The sequence below is a fragment of the Streptomyces sp. NPDC003379 genome (genome assembly GCF_053589195.1).
In genome coordinates this window covers 1-16,395 of sequence record NZ_JBSFRK010000090.1, presented here as the reverse complement: position 1 = coordinate 16,395, position 16,395 = coordinate 1, and the positions used below count along the sequence as shown (strand labels likewise).

Annotated in this window: 17 protein-coding genes; 7 read left to right on the top strand and 10 right to left on the bottom strand. The window is 69.8% G+C overall.

From position 1 onward, the window contains the following. Both ACWDVB_RS39200 and ACWDVB_RS39195 read right to left on the bottom strand, forming a co-directional pair. On the bottom strand, positions 1 to 186 hold a 186-nt coding region (locus ACWDVB_RS39200; protein ID WP_451612047.1), incomplete at its 3' end, for a hypothetical protein. A gap of 128 nt (positions 187 to 314) precedes the next feature. Beyond that, positions 315 to 956, bottom strand: a complete 642-nt coding sequence (locus ACWDVB_RS39195; RefSeq protein ID WP_451519769.1) for a DNA-3-methyladenine glycosylase — start codon at positions 954 to 956, stop codon at positions 315 to 317. A 137-nt stretch (positions 957 to 1,093) separates the two neighbouring features. Between ACWDVB_RS39195 and ACWDVB_RS39190 the strand changes: the two genes are divergently transcribed. The 3 genes from ACWDVB_RS39190 (at position 1,094) to ACWDVB_RS39180 (ending at position 3,130) form a co-directional block, all read left to right on the top strand. Then, positions 1,094 to 1,876, top strand: a complete 783-nt coding sequence (locus ACWDVB_RS39190) for a sporulation protein (RefSeq protein ID WP_451519768.1) — start codon at positions 1,094 to 1,096, stop codon at positions 1,874 to 1,876. Positions 1,877 to 1,912: 36 nt separating this feature from the next. Continuing rightward, positions 1,913 to 2,452 (top strand): YbhB/YbcL family Raf kinase inhibitor-like protein, encoded by a 540-nt coding sequence (locus ACWDVB_RS39185; RefSeq protein ID WP_451519767.1) that lies wholly within the window; start codon positions 1,913 to 1,915, stop codon positions 2,450 to 2,452. A gap of 171 nt (positions 2,453 to 2,623) precedes the next feature. After that, positions 2,624 to 3,130: an HNH endonuclease gene (locus tag ACWDVB_RS39180; RefSeq protein ID WP_451519766.1), complete on the top strand. Its 507-nt coding sequence runs from the start codon at positions 2,624 to 2,626 to the stop codon at positions 3,128 to 3,130. 9 nt (positions 3,131 to 3,139) lie between these two features. Here ACWDVB_RS39180 and ACWDVB_RS39175 read toward each other — a convergent pair whose 3' ends face one another. The 3 genes from ACWDVB_RS39175 to ACWDVB_RS39165 all read right to left on the bottom strand — a co-directional run bounded on the left by ACWDVB_RS39175 (position 3,140) and on the right by ACWDVB_RS39165 (position 5,484). Beyond that, positions 3,140 to 4,075, bottom strand: coding sequence for an SPFH domain-containing protein (locus tag ACWDVB_RS39175; RefSeq protein WP_451519765.1), 936 nt, complete (start codon positions 4,073 to 4,075; stop codon positions 3,140 to 3,142). Between the two features lie 117 nt (positions 4,076 to 4,192). After that, positions 4,193 to 4,621 (bottom strand): NfeD family protein, encoded by a 429-nt coding sequence (locus ACWDVB_RS39170; protein ID WP_451519764.1) that lies wholly within the window; start codon positions 4,619 to 4,621, stop codon positions 4,193 to 4,195. A gap of 65 nt (positions 4,622 to 4,686) precedes the next feature. Continuing rightward, positions 4,687 to 5,484 (bottom strand): ABC transporter ATP-binding protein, encoded by a 798-nt coding sequence (locus ACWDVB_RS39165; RefSeq protein WP_451519763.1) that lies wholly within the window; start codon positions 5,482 to 5,484, stop codon positions 4,687 to 4,689. A 121-nt stretch (positions 5,485 to 5,605) separates the two neighbouring features. Here ACWDVB_RS39165 and ACWDVB_RS39160 point away from each other — a divergent pair, with 121 nt between their 5' ends. Further along, positions 5,606 to 6,388: a hypothetical protein gene (locus ACWDVB_RS39160; RefSeq protein ID WP_451519762.1), complete on the top strand. Its 783-nt coding sequence runs from the start codon at positions 5,606 to 5,608 to the stop codon at positions 6,386 to 6,388. Between the two features lie 98 nt (positions 6,389 to 6,486). Here the strand turns inward: ACWDVB_RS39160 and ACWDVB_RS39155 are convergent, their stop codons facing one another. From ACWDVB_RS39155 to ACWDVB_RS39140, 4 genes are all read right to left on the bottom strand, one after another. After that, positions 6,487 to 6,675 carry a chaplin gene (locus ACWDVB_RS39155; protein WP_451519761.1) on the bottom strand — a complete coding sequence of 63 codons (189 nt, stop codon included), beginning with the start codon at positions 6,673 to 6,675 and terminating at the stop codon, positions 6,487 to 6,489. Positions 6,676 to 6,843: 168 nt separating this feature from the next. Continuing rightward, positions 6,844 to 7,089, bottom strand: coding sequence for a chaplin (locus ACWDVB_RS39150; RefSeq protein ID WP_451519760.1), 246 nt, complete (start codon positions 7,087 to 7,089; stop codon positions 6,844 to 6,846). A 165-nt stretch (positions 7,090 to 7,254) separates the two neighbouring features. After that, positions 7,255 to 7,908 carry a response regulator gene (locus ACWDVB_RS39145; protein ID WP_451519770.1) on the bottom strand — a complete coding sequence of 218 codons (654 nt, stop codon included), beginning with the start codon at positions 7,906 to 7,908 and terminating at the stop codon, positions 7,255 to 7,257. Between the two features lies 1 nt (position 7,909). Beyond that, the gene (locus ACWDVB_RS39140) at positions 7,910 to 9,055 is read right to left on the bottom strand and encodes a GAF domain-containing sensor histidine kinase (protein WP_451519759.1); all 1,146 of its coding nucleotides are present in this window, start codon (positions 9,053 to 9,055) and stop codon (positions 7,910 to 7,912) included. Between the two features lie 442 nt (positions 9,056 to 9,497). Between ACWDVB_RS39140 and ACWDVB_RS39135 the strand changes: the two genes are divergently transcribed. Next, entirely contained in the window at positions 9,498 to 10,187 is a 690-nt protein-coding gene (locus ACWDVB_RS39135) for a transglycosylase SLT domain-containing protein (RefSeq protein WP_451519758.1), read from the top strand. Positions 10,188 to 10,295: 108 nt separating this feature from the next. Here the strand turns inward: ACWDVB_RS39135 and ACWDVB_RS39130 are convergent, their stop codons facing one another. Further along, the gene (locus ACWDVB_RS39130) at positions 10,296 to 12,956 is read right to left on the bottom strand and encodes an FHA domain-containing protein (protein ID WP_451519757.1); all 2,661 of its coding nucleotides are present in this window, start codon (positions 12,954 to 12,956) and stop codon (positions 10,296 to 10,298) included. A 249-nt stretch (positions 12,957 to 13,205) separates the two neighbouring features. Between ACWDVB_RS39130 and ACWDVB_RS39125 the strand changes: the two genes are divergently transcribed. Next, positions 13,206 to 14,897: a streptophobe family protein gene (locus ACWDVB_RS39125; protein ID WP_451519756.1), complete on the top strand. Its 1,692-nt coding sequence runs from the start codon at positions 13,206 to 13,208 to the stop codon at positions 14,895 to 14,897. Between the two features lie 176 nt (positions 14,898 to 15,073). Next, the gene (gene serB, locus ACWDVB_RS39120) at positions 15,074 to 16,288 is read left to right on the top strand and encodes a phosphoserine phosphatase SerB (protein WP_451519755.1); all 1,215 of its coding nucleotides are present in this window, start codon (positions 15,074 to 15,076) and stop codon (positions 16,286 to 16,288) included. Positions 16,289 to 16,395: the final 107 nt, after the last annotated feature.

Sequence of the window (16,395 nt, the reverse complement as noted above, 5' to 3'; positions counted from 1 at the left end):
TCCTCCGGGCGCTTCCCTTCGGTATTTCGTGTTTCCAACCTTACCAGATCCGTTTTCCGTTCCGTTTCCGGTTCGGATTTCATTTCCGGTGGCCGTTGGAGGGCCTTTGCCTTTCGGCGTGTTCACTACGTTAGCGGATTCCCTCCGCAACTCATAATCGAGTTCCGCGGGTTCGAATTCCGACATGCGAGCATGCGGAACAAGCCCCCGCCGAGGGGAAGTCGTAGGTAGTGGTTGGCCGCTTCCAGCTCCCGGCAGATTGCCGTGACCGGTTCAAGCGGCTCGGACTACATTACGGAGGCCCCCAGGCCGCGTCAAGTTCGGCGGCGACGGGGCGCGTGGGCCCGATAGGGGCTGACCGTAGGGTCGTTGGCCGTCCAGAACCGCCAGGGGTGGACCGACCCCTCCCCTCCTACTCCGGTGCGGGGACCCTCACTGACCTGGTCGGCCTCGACGGGAGTGCCCGCGAGGACCGTGAAGGGACTGTCCGGGTCTCCGCAGAGGTCCGCGCCGTCGAGGCTTCGGTCCACATCGAGGGCGGTGGCCAGGCGGGCCGGGCCTTTGGCCAGTTCCTTGTCGTTACGGGCCGAGAGTCGACGCTTGCGGGCCAGCTCGGCGCCCACGGTGATCTCGCCGGCCCGCAGCAGGACCGCGCTCGCCATGCCCTCCGGGCCGCACACCAGGTTCATGCAGTGCCACATGCCGTAGGTGAAGTAGACGTACACATGTCCCGGCGGACCGAACATCACGTCGTTGCGGGGTGTGCGGCCGCGGTAGGCGTGCGAGCCGGGGTCGACTTCACCGGCGTATGCCTCCACCTCTGTCAGGCGGAGCTCGATCGGCCCTTCGTCCGAGTCGCGTACAAGGACGCGTCCCAGGAGGTCCCGGGCGACCTCCAGGACGGGGCGGTCGAAGAAGTCTCGGCTCAGAGGCGTACGGTCAGGGGTCGCGATCATGCCTTACGAGCGTAGCGCACCTGGTCCGTATATACGGATGGCCATCGGGGCGCTCGGTCGCCAGGGTGGTGACGCGGAACCGGGTGGGGTTCCCTCGCGTTTGTACCGATCAAAGATTCCATTCGAAGAGGAGAGTCATGGGGTTCAAGAAGCTGCTCGCGAGTCTGGGGGCCGGAGGTGCCTCGGTCGAGACCGTGCTGACCGAGGTCAATGTGGTCCCGGGCGGCGTGGTCCAGGGTGAGGTGCGCATCCAGGGCGGGTCGGTGGACCAGCAGATCGAGGGGCTCTCCGTCGGTCTGCAGGCCCGGGTCGAGGTCGAGGGCAACGACCAGGAGACCAAGCAGGACATCGAGTTCACCAAGCTGCGGCTCGGCGGCGCCTTCACGCTCCTGGCCAACGAGGTGCACGCGGTGCCGTTCGGCCTGGAGATCCCCTGGGAGACGCCGGTCACGAGCATCGACGGGCAGCAGCTGCGCGGCATGAACATCGGTGTGACCACCGAGCTGGAGATCGCGCGCGCCGTGGACTCCGGTGACCTGGACCCGATCAACGTGCACCCGCTGCCGGCGCAGCAGGCCATTCTGGACGCCTTCATCCAGCTGGGCTTCCGCTTCAAGAACGCCGACATGGAGCGCGGTCACATCCGCGGTACGCGGCAGAAGCTGCCGTTCTACCAGGAGATCGAGTTCTACCCGCCGCAGCAGTACCGCGGCCTCAACCAGGTCGAGTTGAGCTTCGTCGCGGACGACCGGGAGATGGACGTCGTCCTGGAGATGGACAAGAAGCCGGGTCTGTTCAGTGAGGGCAGCGACTCGTTCCGGTCGTTCAAGGTGGGTCTGAACGACTTCCAGGGCACGGACTGGACGGCGTACCTGAACGAGTGGCTGTCCCAGGTCGGCAGCAAGCGCAACTGGTTCTAGGCTCGGACGCACAGCAATCAACCAGGAGGTGCTCACGTGACCGAGCTGAAGAGGCCGCCGCTTCCCCACGACTTCCACCCGCCCGTGCCGTCGTTCACGGTCGCTAGCGAGGACGTCGAGCCGGGGGCGGTACTTAAGGACGCTCAGGTCCAGTCGGGCGGGAACACCTCGCCGCAGCTGCGGTGGGAGGGCTTTCCGCCGGAGACCAAGAGCTTCGCCGTGACGTGCTTCGACCCTGATGCCCCTACGGGCAGCGGGTTCTGGCACTGGACCGTCTTCGACATCCCGGCGTCGGTCACCGAGCTGCCGGCCGGAGCGGGCAGCGGCAAGTTCGAGGGGCTGCCCGAGGGTGCGGTGCAGGTGCGCAACGACTACGGGTCGAAGGACTTCGGAGGTGCCGCCCCGCCGCCCGGCGACCCGGCGCACCGCTATGTGTTCACCGTGTACGCGGTGGACCAGGAGAAGCTGGGGCCGGACTCGGACGCCTCGCCGGCGGTCGTGGGGTTCAACCTCCGGTTCCACACGCTCGCGCGTGCGCACGTGATCGCCGAGTACGGCGTCCCCGCCGGGAGCTGAGTTCCGTTGTGAACGTGAACTGAGCGTTCACGGACTGTTTGCCCGTCTCTGGTCATGGAAGTGATCAGAGACGGGCATTTTTTATTGCGTTGTCCATCTCGGCGTGCCCGGCCAGAGTTGATCCAAGCCCGCCAGGGGGTGGGCCGGTGCATACGGGAGGTGGGCAGGTTGATGCGGGACACGCTGGTGCTGAACGCGAGCTTCGAGCCGCTCTCGACGGTGACGCTCAACCGAGCCGTCGTTCTGGTGCTCCAGGACAAGGCCGTGGTCGAACAGGCCCACCCCGGACTCCGTGTGCGCGCGGCGGAGGTCGTCATTCCGGTGCCGCGGGTGATCAGGCTCTGCAGATACGTACGGGTGCCGTTCCGAAGACAGGCGCCGTGGTCGAGGCGGGGTGTCCTCGTCCGGGACCAGCACCGGTGCGCGTACTGCGGCAGGCGCGCGACGACGGTGGACCATGTGGTGCCGCGGTCGAAGGGGGGCGCCGACTCCTGGCTGAACACGGTGGCTTCGTGCGCGATGGACAATCACCGCAAAGCCAACCGGACGCCGGAGGAGGCGGGGATGCCGTTGCTCCGGCAGCCGTTCGAGCCGACGCCGGCCGACGCGATGCTCCTGTCGCTCGGGCGGGATGAGCTGGCCTCCCTGCCGGGGTGGCTGGCGCAGCCCGCGGCGTAGGGCTCCGCGTCAGTCGATCGGCGGCTGTTCGCGGCGCTCCTTGCCCTGCGAGGGGCTCGAACCGCCGCCCATGGGGCCGAAGTTTCCGAGTGCTCCGCCGAGGCCCTTGAGGGCGTCGCCGATCTCGCTGGGCACGATCCAGAGCTTGTTCGCGTCGCCCTCGGCGATCTTCGGGAGCATCTGGAGGTACTGGTACGCGAGGAGCTTCTGGTCCGCGTCACCGGCGTGGATGGACTCGAAGACCGTACGGATCGCCTGGGCCTCGCCCTCGGCGCGCAGGGCCGCGGCCTTGGCCTCGCCCTCGGCGCGCAGGATCGCGGACTGCTTCTCACCCTCGGCGCGCAGGATCTCCGACTGCCGTACACCCTCGGCCTGGAGGATCGCGGCGCGCTTGTCGCGGTCGGCGCGCATCTGCTTCTCCATCGAGTCCTGGATGGAGGTCGGCGGCTCGATCGCCTTGAGCTCGACGCGGTTGACGCGGATGCCCCACTTGCCGGTGGCCTCGTCGAGGACGCCGCGCAGGGCCGCGTTGATCTCCTCGCGGGAGGTCAGGGTCCGCTCCAGGTCCATGCCACCGATGATGTTGCGCAGGGTGGTGACGGTGAGCTGCTCGATCGCCTGGATGTAGCTGGCGACTTCGTACGTCGCGGCCCTGGCGTCGGTCACCTGGTAATAGATGACCGTGTCGATGTTGACCACCAGGTTGTCCTGGGTGATCACCGGCTGGGGCGGGAAGGGGACGACCTGTTCACGGAGGTCGATGCGGTTGCGGATCGAGTCGATGAACGGGACGACGATGTTCAGGCCGGCGTTCAGCGTGCGTGTGTAGCGGCCGAAGCGCTCGACGATGGCGGCGCTGGCCTGTGGGATGACCTGGATGGTCTTGATCAGGGCGATGAAGACCAGCACCACCAGAATGATCAGGACGATGATGATGGGTTTCATCGTGACTCCCCGTACCCTTCATGCCTCGGCGTCTGTGCGCGGGATCCCGAGGATCTGCGGGATCTCAAAGATCTTGCTGGTCGAGTCTGTCAGACCGCCGCACGGCCCGTGGGGCATTCATAGGACGATGGCCGTCGCTCCGTCGATCTCGACGACGTCCACCTCTTGGCCCGCCTCGTAGGCGCGGTCCGTGTCGAGCGCGCGCGCCGACCAGATCTCGCCCGCGAGCTTGATGCGGCCGCCGGAGCCGTCGACCCGTTCCAGGACGACGGCCGACTTGCCCTTCAACGCCTCGACCCCGGTGGCCAGTTCGGGCCGTTGCGCTCGGTGCCGGGTCGCGATGGGGCGTACGACGGCGATGAGCGCGACCGAGACCGCGGCGAAGACGACGACCTGAAGGACCGTGTCGCCGCCGAGGCCGGCGGTCACGGCGGCCGCGACGGCGCCCACGGCGAGCATGCCGAGCTCCGGCATCGCGGTCAGTACGAGCGGGATTCCGAGCGCGGCGGCGCCGATCAGCCACCACACCCATGCGTCGATGTCCACGTGGTCATCGTAGGACCGGGGGTCCCCTCCGGGACAGGGCGCGATCAGTCCGGCCGGCACGCCCCTCAGGAGAGGGGCAGTCCCGTGGCGGTCCAGCGGTCGTTGCGCTGCTCGACGACGAGCGGGAGGCCGAAGCAGAGGGAGAGGTTGCGGGAGGTGAGCTCCAGCTCCAGCGGGCCCGCGGCGAGGACCTTGCCCTGGCGGATCATCAGGACGTGGGTGAAGCCGGGGGCGATCTCCTCGACGTGGTGCGTGACCATGATCATCGAGGGGGCGATCGGGTCGCGGGCGAGGCGGCCGAGGCGGCGTACGAGGTCTTCACGGCCGCCGAGGTCGAGGCCCGCGGCGGGCTCGTCGAGGAGGAGCAGCTCGGGGTCGGTCATCAGGGCGCGGGCGATCAGGGTGCGCTTGCGCTCACCCTCGGAGAGGGTGCCGAACCTGCGGTCGAGGTAGTCGCTCATGCCGAGGCGGTCGAGGAAGGCGCGGGCGCGCTGCTCGTCCACGTCCTCGTAGTTCTCGTGCCAGCCGGCGGTCATGCCGTACGCGGCGGTGAGGACCGTCTGCAGGACGGTCTGGCGCTTGGGCAGCTTCTCCGCCATCGCGATGCCGGCGACGCCGATGCGCGGGCGGAGTTCGAAGACGTCGGTGCCGGGCTTGCCGAGGGTCTCGCCGAGGATGGTGGCGGTGCCGGTGCTCGGGTGGAGGTAGCTGGACGCGACGTTGAGGAGGGTGGTCTTGCCCGCGCCGTTCGGGCCGAGGATGACCCAGCGCTCCCCTTCCTTGACCGACCAGGAGACCTGGTCCACCAGAGCCCGGCCCTCGCGGACCACAGATACGTCCTCAAGCTCCAGTACATCGCTCATGAGCGCGCTGTCTCCCATTGCAGTCTCGGTCGTCGCTCGCGCCGGTGGACGCGGCCCCCGGATAAAACCTACGCCACTGGTCGGGCGTTCCTGTCGTGAGGCCGGTCCTTAGGCTGTGTGCATGCTCTCGGAACCACGCTCAGGATCTCTGGCCGCATGGGGAAACGCCCTTTTGGCCGGACTTGTTTCTCCGGATGACGCGGTGCTCGCGATGGTCGGCGAGGACGCGGTGCACCGGGTCGAAGGACTTCCCGGGGAGTCGGGCCCCGTCGGCCTGACGCTCGCGATGGGGCGCTTGCGCACGCTGGGCGTGACGGGCTTCCGGGTGGCGCTGCCCGCCCCTGGGCATCCGCTCGGGCTGAGCGGGCCGCCGGAGTTCAACGCGCGCGCCCTGGAGGCGGAGGAGGCAGTCGTCGCGTTCGGGGCGCCCTTCGGGCTCGTGCCGGAGGTGTACGAGGCCGGGCCGGAGGGCGACGTGCACGTGGAGGTCCTCTGGCACTGTCTGCCGGTCCGTGAGGCGCCGCCCGCCGATGTGCCCTCGCTGGGCGAGGCGGAGCGGGAGCTCGCGGAGGCGCTGCGGGAGGCGACGCGGGTGCTTTCCCGGCTCGATGTCGCGGGGTCGGGGCCGGTCGCGGAGGCGGCGCTCGACGCGTACCGGGCGCGGGCGGAGGCGGGCCGCGAGATGCTGGCGCCGGGGTATCCGCCGCGTGCCGTACGGGTGTTGGAGCTGGCGCAGCGGGTCGGTCTGCTGATTTCGCTGGCGTACGAGAACGGCCATGGCGGCGCCGTGAGCGCCTCGGAGATGGCCGCGCGGGGGCAGGCGCTGCGTCCGGTGGAGCGGACGGCCAGGCGGGCGCAGGTGGCCGCCTACAACGCGTACGTGGAGGAGCGGGAGCGGCGCTGAGAGAGGGGGGCTGGGCGGGGCGCGGGGTCGCGGGGCGCAGGTGAAGGCCCCGCGGGCCGGGGAACCGCGGGGCCTTCTGTGCTTGAGGGAGAGGTGCGTCAGTGGTTCGCCGAGGCGTTGCCGAAGGCGGGGTTGAGCGCGCCGATCGCGGTGGCGCTGTCGCCTGTGGCGTTGACGGGGACGTGGACCGGTGCCTCGGCGAGGTTGCCGGAGCCGACGCCCGGCCAGTCCTTGGCGGTGCCGTGGGCCTGGGCGTCCGAGGCGGTCTTCTCGGCGGTGCTGTTCATGGGAAGTGCTCCTCCTGCTGGCATGGGCGACGCGGGCTGCGGGGTCGGGGGTCGTGCGGCGCGGTGGGGGGTGCGGAGAAGGGACCGGCCCCGCGGACGGAGCGTCGCAGGGCCGGTCGGCCGTGAAACCGGGCGCGGGCGCGCTGCCGGTGGATCGCGTGGGTGCGATCAGAGGTTCCCGCAGAGGTTTCCGAACGTCGGGTTCAGGGCGCCGATGACGGTGATGGTGTTGCCGCAGGCGTTCACCGGGACATGGACCGGGGCCTGGACCAGGTTGCCGGAGAGGACGCCCGGGGAGTTCTTGGCGGTGCCGTGGGCCTCCGCGCCGCCGTGGGCGGAGGCCATGCCGGCGCCGGCCGCTACCAGTCCACCGGCCACCATCGTGACGGCCGCGGCCTTCTTCAGGTTCTTCACTTCTGGACCCTCCTTGCGATCGCTGCGACCGGCCGTCGCAGCACGCACTGGAGAACGGCCGGGCGGCGCGCGGGTTGCGCCATTCGGGTGACACTCACACGACGGTATGAATCTCATCCCGGAAGACGACGGTCCGCTTGGACAGCCCGGCAGGCGGTCAGGCGGTCAGCCGGTCACGCCATGGCGTACGGCCCAGAGCGCGGCCTGGGTGCGGTCGGCCAGGTCCAGCTTCATCAGGATGTTCGAGACGTGCGTCTTGACGGTCTTCTCGGAGAGGACGAGGGCGCGGGCGATCTCGCGGTTCGAGCGGCCGTCGGCGATCAGGCAGAGGACCTCGCGCTCGCGCTCCGTCAGCGAGCCGCCCCTGCCCTGGCTGCCGTTGGCCTCCTCCTGGGAGAGCAGCGCGCCCGCCACCTCGGGCTGCAGCAGGACGTGTCCCGCGTGCACCGAGCGGATGGCGCCGGCGAGGGCGTCCGGGTCGACGTCCTTGTAGACGTACCCCGCGGCGCCCGCGCGCAGGGCCGGGACGACCGTGCGCTGCTCGGTGAAGCTGGTGACGATGAGCACGCGCGCGGGGTTGGCCAGTTCGCGGAGCTTGCGCAGCGCCTCGACGCCGTCCATGCCGGGCATCTTGACGTCCATCAGGACGACGTCCGGCTTCAGCTCCTCGGTCCGCGCGACTCCTTCGGCGCCGTCGGACGCCTCGCCGACGACCTCGATGTCGTCCTGGATCTCCAGGAACGTCCGCAGGCCCCGGCGGACCACCTGGTGGTCGTCGACCAGCAGGACCCGGATCCTTGTCCTCGCGTTGAGCACCATGTCAGCCACCGGGGACCTCCATCTCGATCGTGGTGCCCTTGCCGGGCTCCGATTCCACGGTCAGCCGTCCGCCGACCCCGCTCGCCCGGTCCCTCATGGAGACCAGGCCCAAGTGGCGCCCGGCGCGCCGTATCGCCTTCGGGTCGAAGCCCGTGCCGTCGTCGACGACGCGCAGGGCGGCTCCGGCGCCCCGCTTGTCCAGGAGCACCGTGACCCGCTCGGCGCCGGAGTGGCGCAGGGCGTTGTGCAGGGCCTCCTGGGCGACCCGCAGCATGGCCTCCTCCTGGGAGGCGGGCAACGCGCGTACGCCATTGCTCTCGAAGGTGACCTCGGCGGAGTGCGCGCGGTGCAGCACCTGTGTGTGCGTACGCAGTGTGGCCACCAGGCCGTCCTCGTCGAGGGCGGCGGGGCGCAGCTCCACGACGGCCGCGCGCAGCTCGTCGGCGGCTTCGGCGGCGAGGACCGCGACCTGCTGCAGTTCACCCTTGGCGCGGGTCGGGTCGCGGTCGACGAGGGCCGCGGCGGCCTGGGCCGTCAGGCGCAGGGAGAAGAGCTTCTGGCTGACGGCGTCGTGCAGCTCGTGGGCGAGGCGGGAGCGCTCCTCGGCGATGGTCAGCTCGCGGCTGCGCTCGTACAGGCGGGCGTTGGTGAGGGCGATCGCGGCGTGCTGGGCGAGGAGGGAGAGCAGCTCCTCGTCGTCCGCGGTGAAGCCGCAGCCGCCCTGGGGCCTGGGGCACTTCTTGTTGGCGAGGAAGAGCGCGCCGAGCGTCTCGTCGCCGTAGCGGATCGGGAGGCCCAGGAAGTCGGACATGTCCGGGTGGGCGGAGGGCCAGCCCTCGAAGCGGGGGTCCTCGCGCACGTCCGCGAGACGTTCGGGCTCGGCCTTCTGGAGCATCGCGGCGAGGATGCCGTGCTGTCTGGGCAGTGGGCCGATGGCCTTCCACTGCTCGTCGCTGACGCCGTCGACGACGAACTGGGCGAAGCCTCCGTGGTCGTCGGGTACCCCGAGCGCGGCGTACTCGGCGTCGAGCAGCTCGCGGGCCGAGGCGACGATCGTCTTGAGGACGTCGCGCACCTCCAGATGCCTGCTCATGGCGAGCAGCGCGGCGCTCACCGCGTCCAGGCCGGATCGGGGTCCTTGACTCATGGCCACACCGTACCGGCGGGGTGTGACAGTGCGTATCCGTCCTGTGGAGGCCCCCACCTAGGCCGCGGGGCCTAGGCCTATATAGGGAGGAGGGGTCAGCGGCAGCGGACCTTACGGAGAGTGTTGCTGCGGCAACTCCTGGTGAGGCTGTTACGTGACCGATGTGAGCCCGCGCATAGGACGAACATCACGTACGAAGGCCCCTAGTGGATAAGGAATCCCTTATCCCGGCGGGAATGCATGGCCGTCAAGGCCTCTTGCCCAGCCCCTGATCCACTATGCGGCATCGTACGTCACTTCTTTGCCACAGAATTTTGCTGCCGCTAAGAATTGCTCCGTCGCTCGACGCCGCGGTCCCCCACCGCGGCGTTTGTGCCGGAGAAGCAGAACTGTCCCCCACCGGACGAGAGCGACCTCCGCTATCCGAAGAGGTCCCTTACGCATGTCCCAGCGCACCCCCGGTCATAGTCGCGCCAGCGTGACCAAGACCCAGAAGTTCTCGATCGCCGGTGTCGCCACGCTCGGCGCCGCCGCTCTCGCCTTCTCCCTCGTGCCGGGCGGCTCCGAGGCCGGAGCCCGGTCCACCGACGTCTCCCCCGTCGCCTTCGCCGCCTCCACCGGCGCCCAGAAGACGGTCCACGCCAGCGTCTCCAAGCAGCAGTCGAACGCCGACAAGCAGGCCAAGGACGCCGCCGCGAAGGCCGCCGCCGACAAGAGGGCCGCCGACGAGGCCGCCGCCAAGAAGAGGGCGGAGGACGAGCGCAAGGCCAAGGAGACGGCGAGCCGCGCCGCCGCCCGCAAGCCCGTCTACGCCAACAACCTCGACGGCTGGATACGCCAGTCCCTGGACATCATGCGGGCCAAGGGCATCCCCGGCTCCTACGAGGGTCTGCACCGCAACATCATCCGGGAGTCCTCGGGCAACCCGAACGCCGTCAACGGCTGGGACATCAACGCCATCAACGGCACCCCGTCGATCGGCCTGCTCCAGGTCATCCAGCCGACGTTCGACGCGTACCACGTAGAGGGCACCTCGACGAACATCTACGACCCGGTCGCCAACATCACGGCCGCGGCCAACTACGCCGCCGACCGGTACGGCTCGATGGACAACGTGAACGGCGCCTACTGAGCCTTGATCGCCTGATCAACGGACCTCTTCAGCCGAAGATGAGGTTCACGGACGCCGAAGGGCGGCACCCCACGCGGGGTGCCGCCCTTCTCGTACGTACGGACATGCCTACTTGCGCATGACCTCCGGCTCGTGGCGGCGCAGCAGGCGCGCGACGGCGAAGCCGCAGATGACGCCGAGTGCGAGCAGGATCGTGACGTTCATGCCCCACTGTCCGGCCGAGTGCTCCCACAGGGGGTCGAGGTCGGTGGGGTTCTTCGCGTCCCACGGCGGCATCAGGTGCGCGAGGTCCAGTGTGGAGCCCGCGCCCGCGATGGCCCAGCGCGACGGCATCAGCCAGGCGAACTGCTCCAGGCCCGGCGAGCCGTAGACCTGGAAGAGGACGCCGGTGAAGACGACCTGGACGATGGCGAACATGACCAGCAGCGGCATGGTCTTCTCGGCGGTCTTCACCAGCGAGGAGATGACCAGGCCGAACATCATCGAGGTGAAGCCGAGCGCGATGATCGTCAGGCAGATCTCCAGGGCCGGCGGCATGATCAGGCCCTCTTCCGGCAGCTCGCGCGGGGCGAAGCCGATGCCGCAGATGATGACGCCCTGGATGGCCGTGATCACGCCGAGGACGATGACCTTGGACATGAGGTACGCCGAGCGGGAGAGGCCGGTGGCCCGTTCCCGTTCGTAGATGACCCGTTCCTTGATCAGCTCACGTACGGAGTTGGCCGCGCCGGAGAAGCACATGCCGACCGCGAGGATCAGCATGATCGTGCCGGCGTCGCCGTTGAACTTGTTCGGCGGCTTGGGCGGGGCGAGGCCGAAGTCGGCCGGGATGACGACGCTGACGATGCCGAGGACCGCGGGCAGGATCACCATCAGGCCCAGGAAGCCCTTGTCGGAGGCGATCACCGAGGTGTAGCGGCGGATCAGGGTCCACAGCTGCGAGCCCCAGCCCTGCGGCTTGGGCGGCTTCACCGCCTGCGGGGGCGGCATCGATACGGACTGCGCGGCGACCGCGTCGATGTCCGCGGCGTACATCTGGTAGTGCTGCGAGCCCTTCCAGCGGCCCGCCCAGTCGTAGTCGCGGTAGTTCTCGAAGGCGGAGAACACGTCGGCCCAGGTGCTGTAGCCGAAGAAGTTGAGGGCTTCCTCCGGCGGGCCGAAGTACGCCACCGAGCCGCCCGGAGCCATGACGAGCAGCTTGTCGCAGATCGCCAGCTCGGCGACGGAGTGGGTGACGACGAGGACCGTGCGGCCGTCGTCGGCGAGGCCGCGCAGCAGCTGCATGACGTCGCGGTCCATGCCCGGGTCGAGGCCGGAGGTCGGCTCGTCCAGGAAGATCAGCGAGGGCTTGGTCAGCAGCTCCAGGGCGACCGACACGCGCTTGCGCTGGCCACCGGAGAGGGAGGTGACCTTCTTCTCCTTGTGGATGTCCAGCTTGAGCTCGCGCAGCACCTCGTCGATGCGGGACTGGCGCTCGGCCTCCGTGGTGTCGGCGGGGAAGCGCAGCTTGGCCGCGTACTTGAGGGCCTTCTTGACGGTCAGTTCCTTGTGCAGGATGTCGTCCTGCGGGACCAGACCGATGCGCTGGCGCAGCTCGGCGAACTGCTTGTAGAGGTTCCGGTTGTCGTAGAGGACGTCGCCCTGGTTGGCGGGCCGGTAGCCGGTGAGCGCCTTGAGCAGGGTGGACTTGCCGGAACCGGAGGGGCCGATCACCGCGATGAGCGACTTCTCCGGGACGCCGAAGGAGACGTCCTTGAGGATCTGCTTGCCGCCGTCGACCGTGACCGTGAGGTGGCGGGCCGAGAAGGAGACGTCACCGGTGTCGACGAACTCCTCGAGCTGTCCGCCGACGAGGCGGAACGTCGAGTGGCCGACGCCGACGATGTCGTTCGGGCCGAGCAGGACGGTCGAGGACTTCGCGATCGGCTGGCCGTTGACGTACGTGCCGTTGTGCGACCCGAGGTCGTGGATCTCGAAGCGGCCGTCGGGCGTCGCCGTGAACTCGGCGTGGTGGCGCGAGACCTGCAGGTCGGAGACGACCAGCTCGTTCTCCAGGGCACGTCCGATCCGCATCTTGCGGCCGAGTGCGAGCTGGTGGAACGTCGTCGGGCTGCGGTCTCCGTAGACCGGCGGGGCCCCCGCGGCGCCGCCGGAACCGGGGGTCTTCTGCGCGTACTGCTCAGCAGGGCCGCTCTGCTGCTGCGGCACGTGTGCCTGCTTCGGCGGCTGATGCTGCTGGGGTTGGTGTTGCTGCTGCTGCCAGCCCTGCTGCTGCGGCTGGTACGGGACCTGCTGCTGGGGTGCCTGCTGGTGCGGGGCCTGCTGCTGAGCGGCCTGCGCGGCCCAGCCGGGAGCCTCCTGCCGGGCCTGCGGCTGCTGGGCATGCTGCTGCTGAGGTGCGGCCTGCTGCTGGGGCGCGGACACGGCCGCGGCCGCGGCGCTGCCGGACAGGTTCAGCCGCGGACCGTCGGTCGCGTTGCCGAGGTGCACGGCCGAACCGGGTCCGATCTCCATCTGGTGGATCCGCTGGCCCTGTACGAAGGTGCCGTTGGTACTGCCGTGGTCCTCAATGACCCAACTGCGCCCGCTCCAGCTGATCGTGGCGTGACGCCAGGACACCCTGGCGTCGTCGAGCGCTATGTCTCCCTGCGGATCACGTCCGAGGGTGTATGGCCTGGACGCATCGAGCGTCCAGGTCCTTCCATTCAATTCCAGTACGAGTTCCGGCACTCCATGCCCCACTGAGTTGTCCCCCGAGCTAGCCCCCATGTGGGGAGTCTAGGGATGTCGAACATCGGGAGGAACTATTTCAGGCTGAGGCCTCTGACCGAAAGTCGGGCCTTGTGAAGAGTGCGTACGGGCCCCCATGGTTGCCCCGTTGACGGGGAAGAAATCGCCCCGGAGAGTAGTAAGCACCCATCACGGCCATTACGCGCAGGACATATGTGAAAACGTATGTATCGCGTGAAACGTGAGCACCGTGGTGAGAGGGTGACGCACTGCGGTTCGGGGGTCCTGATGCAGGCCGGCGAAGACAGAGGTGAAGGCCGGGGCGTGCGGTGGGGCGACGTACTGCTCTGCGCGATCGCCACGGTGAGCTGGTCACTGATCGGCATGGCGGGGACGGCCGCGCTCGGGCTGCATCTGCTCGGCGCGGACTCGGTGGGCTCGCTCGGACCGATGACGGCCGCGACGGTGGCGCTCGGCGCGGGAGGTTCGGTCACTCCGTCCGGCGACGTGTCGGCGTTCGGCCTGGACGAGGCCGAGGCGACCACGGCGATCGATATCGCGCCACTCGGCGTGGGTCTGGTGGGGGCGCTGCTCCTCGCCTCTTTCTTCCTGCGTTCCCTGCGGGGGATCGGTGTGGTCATCACGCCCGCCGAACTCATCGCGCGTGCGGGCTCGGTGATCGCCCTCTTCCTGGCGATGCTCGCCGGGCTCGCCTGGGTGGGCCACGACGTCATCACGATCGACGGCGAGCAGCTCGGCATCGACAAGGGAATCGACAAGGGGATCGAGGAAGGGCTCGACCAGCTGCCCGGCGGCATCGGCGACAAGCTGCCGGGGGGCCTCGGGGACATCGGGGGGCTGCTCCCCGACCGGCTCGGGGACCTGGCGCAGGCGAAGGCCTCGGTCGGCTTCACCGTCGACACGGCGCCGACGCTGCTCGGCGGGACGGCCTGGGCGGCCGGCGTCCTGCTCATCGCGCTGCTCGCGTCGCGCCGCACGCCGCTGCCGCGCGGCCTCGGCGGTCTGCACCGGGTGGTGCGGCCCGCGGCTTCCGCGCTGGTCACGGTGGTCCTGGTGGCGGTCGCCGCGGGGCTCGCCGCGGCGGCGTACGCGATGATCGGCGACGACCATCCCCGGCGGATCGCCGGCGCTGCGCTGCTCGGGGCGCCGAACGGTGTGTGGCTCGGTATCCCCGTGGGGCTCTTCGTCCCCTGGGACGGCAGGGCGACGGGCGTGCTCGCGCGGTTCCTGCCGGATCCGGTGGACGATCTGCTGTCCGGGACGTCCGACAAGGCGCTCACGCTGGGGCGGCTCGCCGAACTCGACGGCAGAGTCTGGCTGTTGGGCGTCGCCGCGGTGCTGATGATGCTGTTCGCGGGGGTGCTCACGGCGGTGCGGACGCCCTGGGCGGGCGGCGCTGTGGGGTTCGCCGGGCGCTGCGGGGTGCGGCTCGGGGCCGTGACCGCGGCGGGGCTTCCGCTGCTGGTGTGGCTGACCGGGGTGTCCGCCGACGCCTCGCTGTCGGTACTCGGCTTCGACGCGTTCGGCGCGGGGGTCGAGCTGCACGGGCGCCTGGGGATGGCGGTGCTGCTCGGGGCGGCGTGGGGGTTCGCGGCGGGACTGGCGGGGGCGCTGCTCGCGTGTGCCACGGGGGCGGCGGGCGGGAGGGCTTCGCCTCTCGCTCTGGCCGGCGTCGGGGCCGGGGCCGGGGCGCGGGCTCCGGATGAGGTGGTCCCCGCCGCCGCGCGGGAAGGGGCGGGCCCGTACCGTCCCAGCACGCCGCACCGTCCGCCGAACCCTGACACCAACCCTTACCTACGGCCCCCACGGGACGCCTCCGGCGCGCCGACGGTGGCGGCGCCGCTCGTCCCGCCACCCCGCCCCCGGCCGAACCGCCCCCGCCCCCGATCGGGCGACTGGCCTCCCCCACCCCCGCCTCCCCCACCACCTCCGGATGTCCCGCCCCGCAGGCCACGCTGAGGTACGTGGCGTGTGGGCCTTGGGCCCCCACCTCGCCCTCGCAACGCGGGGCAAACGGGTGGGTGGGAGAGCATCGCCGGAAGCGGCGGCACGAACAACAACCGAACAACAACCGCTGTCCGGCAAGCGGACCACCAGGCACCCAAAGGAAGGGGGCGGATACCGTAGGGAGCACCATGAGTGCTTCGCAGCCCCCTAAGCCCGCCGAAATCCCCACACTCCTCGTCAAGATCTTCGGCAAGGACCGCCCCGGCCTCACCGCCGGCCTCTTCGATACCCTCGCCGCCTACTCCGTCGACGTCGTCGACATCGAGCAGGTCGTCACCCGCGGCCGGATAGTCCTGTGCGCGCTCGTGACCGAGCCGCCCGCCGGCCTGGAGGGTGACCTGCGTGCCACCGTCCACAGCTGGGCGGAGTCCATGAAGATGCAGGCCGAGATCATCTCGGGCATCGGAGACAACCGGCCGCGCGGCCTCGGGCGTTCGCTCGTGACCGTACTCGGTCACCCTCTGACCTCGGAGTCGACGGCCGCGATCGCCGCGAGCATCACCGGGACCGGCGGCAACATCGACCGTATCTTCCGGCTCGCCAAGTATCCGGTGACCGCCGTCGAGTTCGCGGTGTCCGGCACCGAGACCGAGCCGCTGCGCACCGCCCTCGCCATAGAGGCCGCGAAGCTCGGCGTGGATGTCGCGGTGGTCGCGGCGGGCCTGCACCGCCGCGCGCAGCGGCTGGTCGTGATGGATGTCGACTCGACGCTCATCCAGGACGAGGTCATCGAGCTCTTCGCCGCGCACGCCGGCTGTGAGGACGAGGTCGCCGAGGTGACGGCGGCCGCGATGCGCGGCGAGCTGGACTTCGAGCAGTCGCTGCACGCGCGCGTGGCGCTGCTCGCGGGCCTCGACGCCTCGGTCGTGGACAAGGTCCGCTGCGAGGTCCGGCTGACACCGGGCGCCCGCACCCTCATCCGCACCCTCAAGCGCCTCGGCTATCAAGTGGGCGTCGTGTCGGGCGGTTTCACCCAGGTGACGGATGATCTGAAGGAACGTCTCGGCCTCGACTTCGCCCAGGCCAACACCTTGGAGATCGTCGACGGCAAGCTCACCGGCAAGGTGACCGGCGAGATCGTCGACCGGGCGGGCAAGGCGCGGCTGCTGCGCCGTTTCGCCATGGAGGCCGGGGTCCCGCTGGAGCAGACCGTCGCGATCGGAGACGGCGCGAACGACCTCGACATGCTGAACGCGGCGGGGCTCGGCGTCGCCTTCAACGCCAAGCCCGTGGTCCGCGAGGCCGCGCACACCGCGGTGAACGTGCCCTTCCTGGACACCGTCCTCTATCTCCTCGGCATCACCCGCGAAGAGGTCGAGGCGGCGGACACGCACACCGACTGACGGTCGCGCCCACTCTTCTCGTATACGTCTCTCGCATGCGTCGGTACGTCGACGGGGCCCCGCACCACGGTGGTGCAGGCGCAGGAGGTCACCACCAGGGCGGCCGC

Coding starts and splice junctions, on each gene's coding strand:
- ACWDVB_RS39175 (WP_451519765.1), bottom strand. CDS start 4,075: ATGAAACCCATCATCATCGTCCTGATCATTCTGGTGGTGCTGGTCTTC.
- ACWDVB_RS39190 (WP_451519768.1), top strand. CDS start 1,094: ATGGGGTTCAAGAAGCTGCTCGCGAGTCTGGGGGCCGGAGGTGCCTCG.
- ACWDVB_RS39160 (WP_451519762.1), top strand. CDS start 5,606: ATGCTCTCGGAACCACGCTCAGGATCTCTGGCCGCATGGGGAAACGCC.
- serB (WP_451519755.1), top strand. CDS start 15,074: ATGAGTGCTTCGCAGCCCCCTAAGCCCGCCGAAATCCCCACACTCCTC.
- ACWDVB_RS39130 (WP_451519757.1), bottom strand. CDS start 12,956: ATGGGGGCTAGCTCGGGGGACAACTCAGTGGGGCATGGAGTGCCGGAA.
- ACWDVB_RS39140 (WP_451519759.1), bottom strand. CDS start 9,055: ATGAGTCAAGGACCCCGATCCGGCCTGGACGCGGTGAGCGCCGCGCTG.
- ACWDVB_RS39180 (WP_451519766.1), top strand. CDS start 2,624: ATGCGGGACACGCTGGTGCTGAACGCGAGCTTCGAGCCGCTCTCGACG.
- ACWDVB_RS39165 (WP_451519763.1), bottom strand. CDS start 5,484: ATGAGCGATGTACTGGAGCTTGAGGACGTATCTGTGGTCCGCGAGGGC.
- ACWDVB_RS39145 (WP_451519770.1), bottom strand. CDS start 7,908: ATGGTGCTCAACGCGAGGACAAGGATCCGGGTCCTGCTGGTCGACGAC.
- ACWDVB_RS39155 (WP_451519761.1), bottom strand. CDS start 6,675: ATGAACAGCACCGCCGAGAAGACCGCCTCGGACGCCCAGGCCCACGGC.
- ACWDVB_RS39195 (WP_451519769.1), bottom strand. CDS start 956: ATGATCGCGACCCCTGACCGTACGCCTCTGAGCCGAGACTTCTTCGAC.
- ACWDVB_RS39125 (WP_451519756.1), top strand. CDS start 13,206: ATGCAGGCCGGCGAAGACAGAGGTGAAGGCCGGGGCGTGCGGTGGGGC.
- ACWDVB_RS39135 (WP_451519758.1), top strand. CDS start 9,498: ATGTCCCAGCGCACCCCCGGTCATAGTCGCGCCAGCGTGACCAAGACC.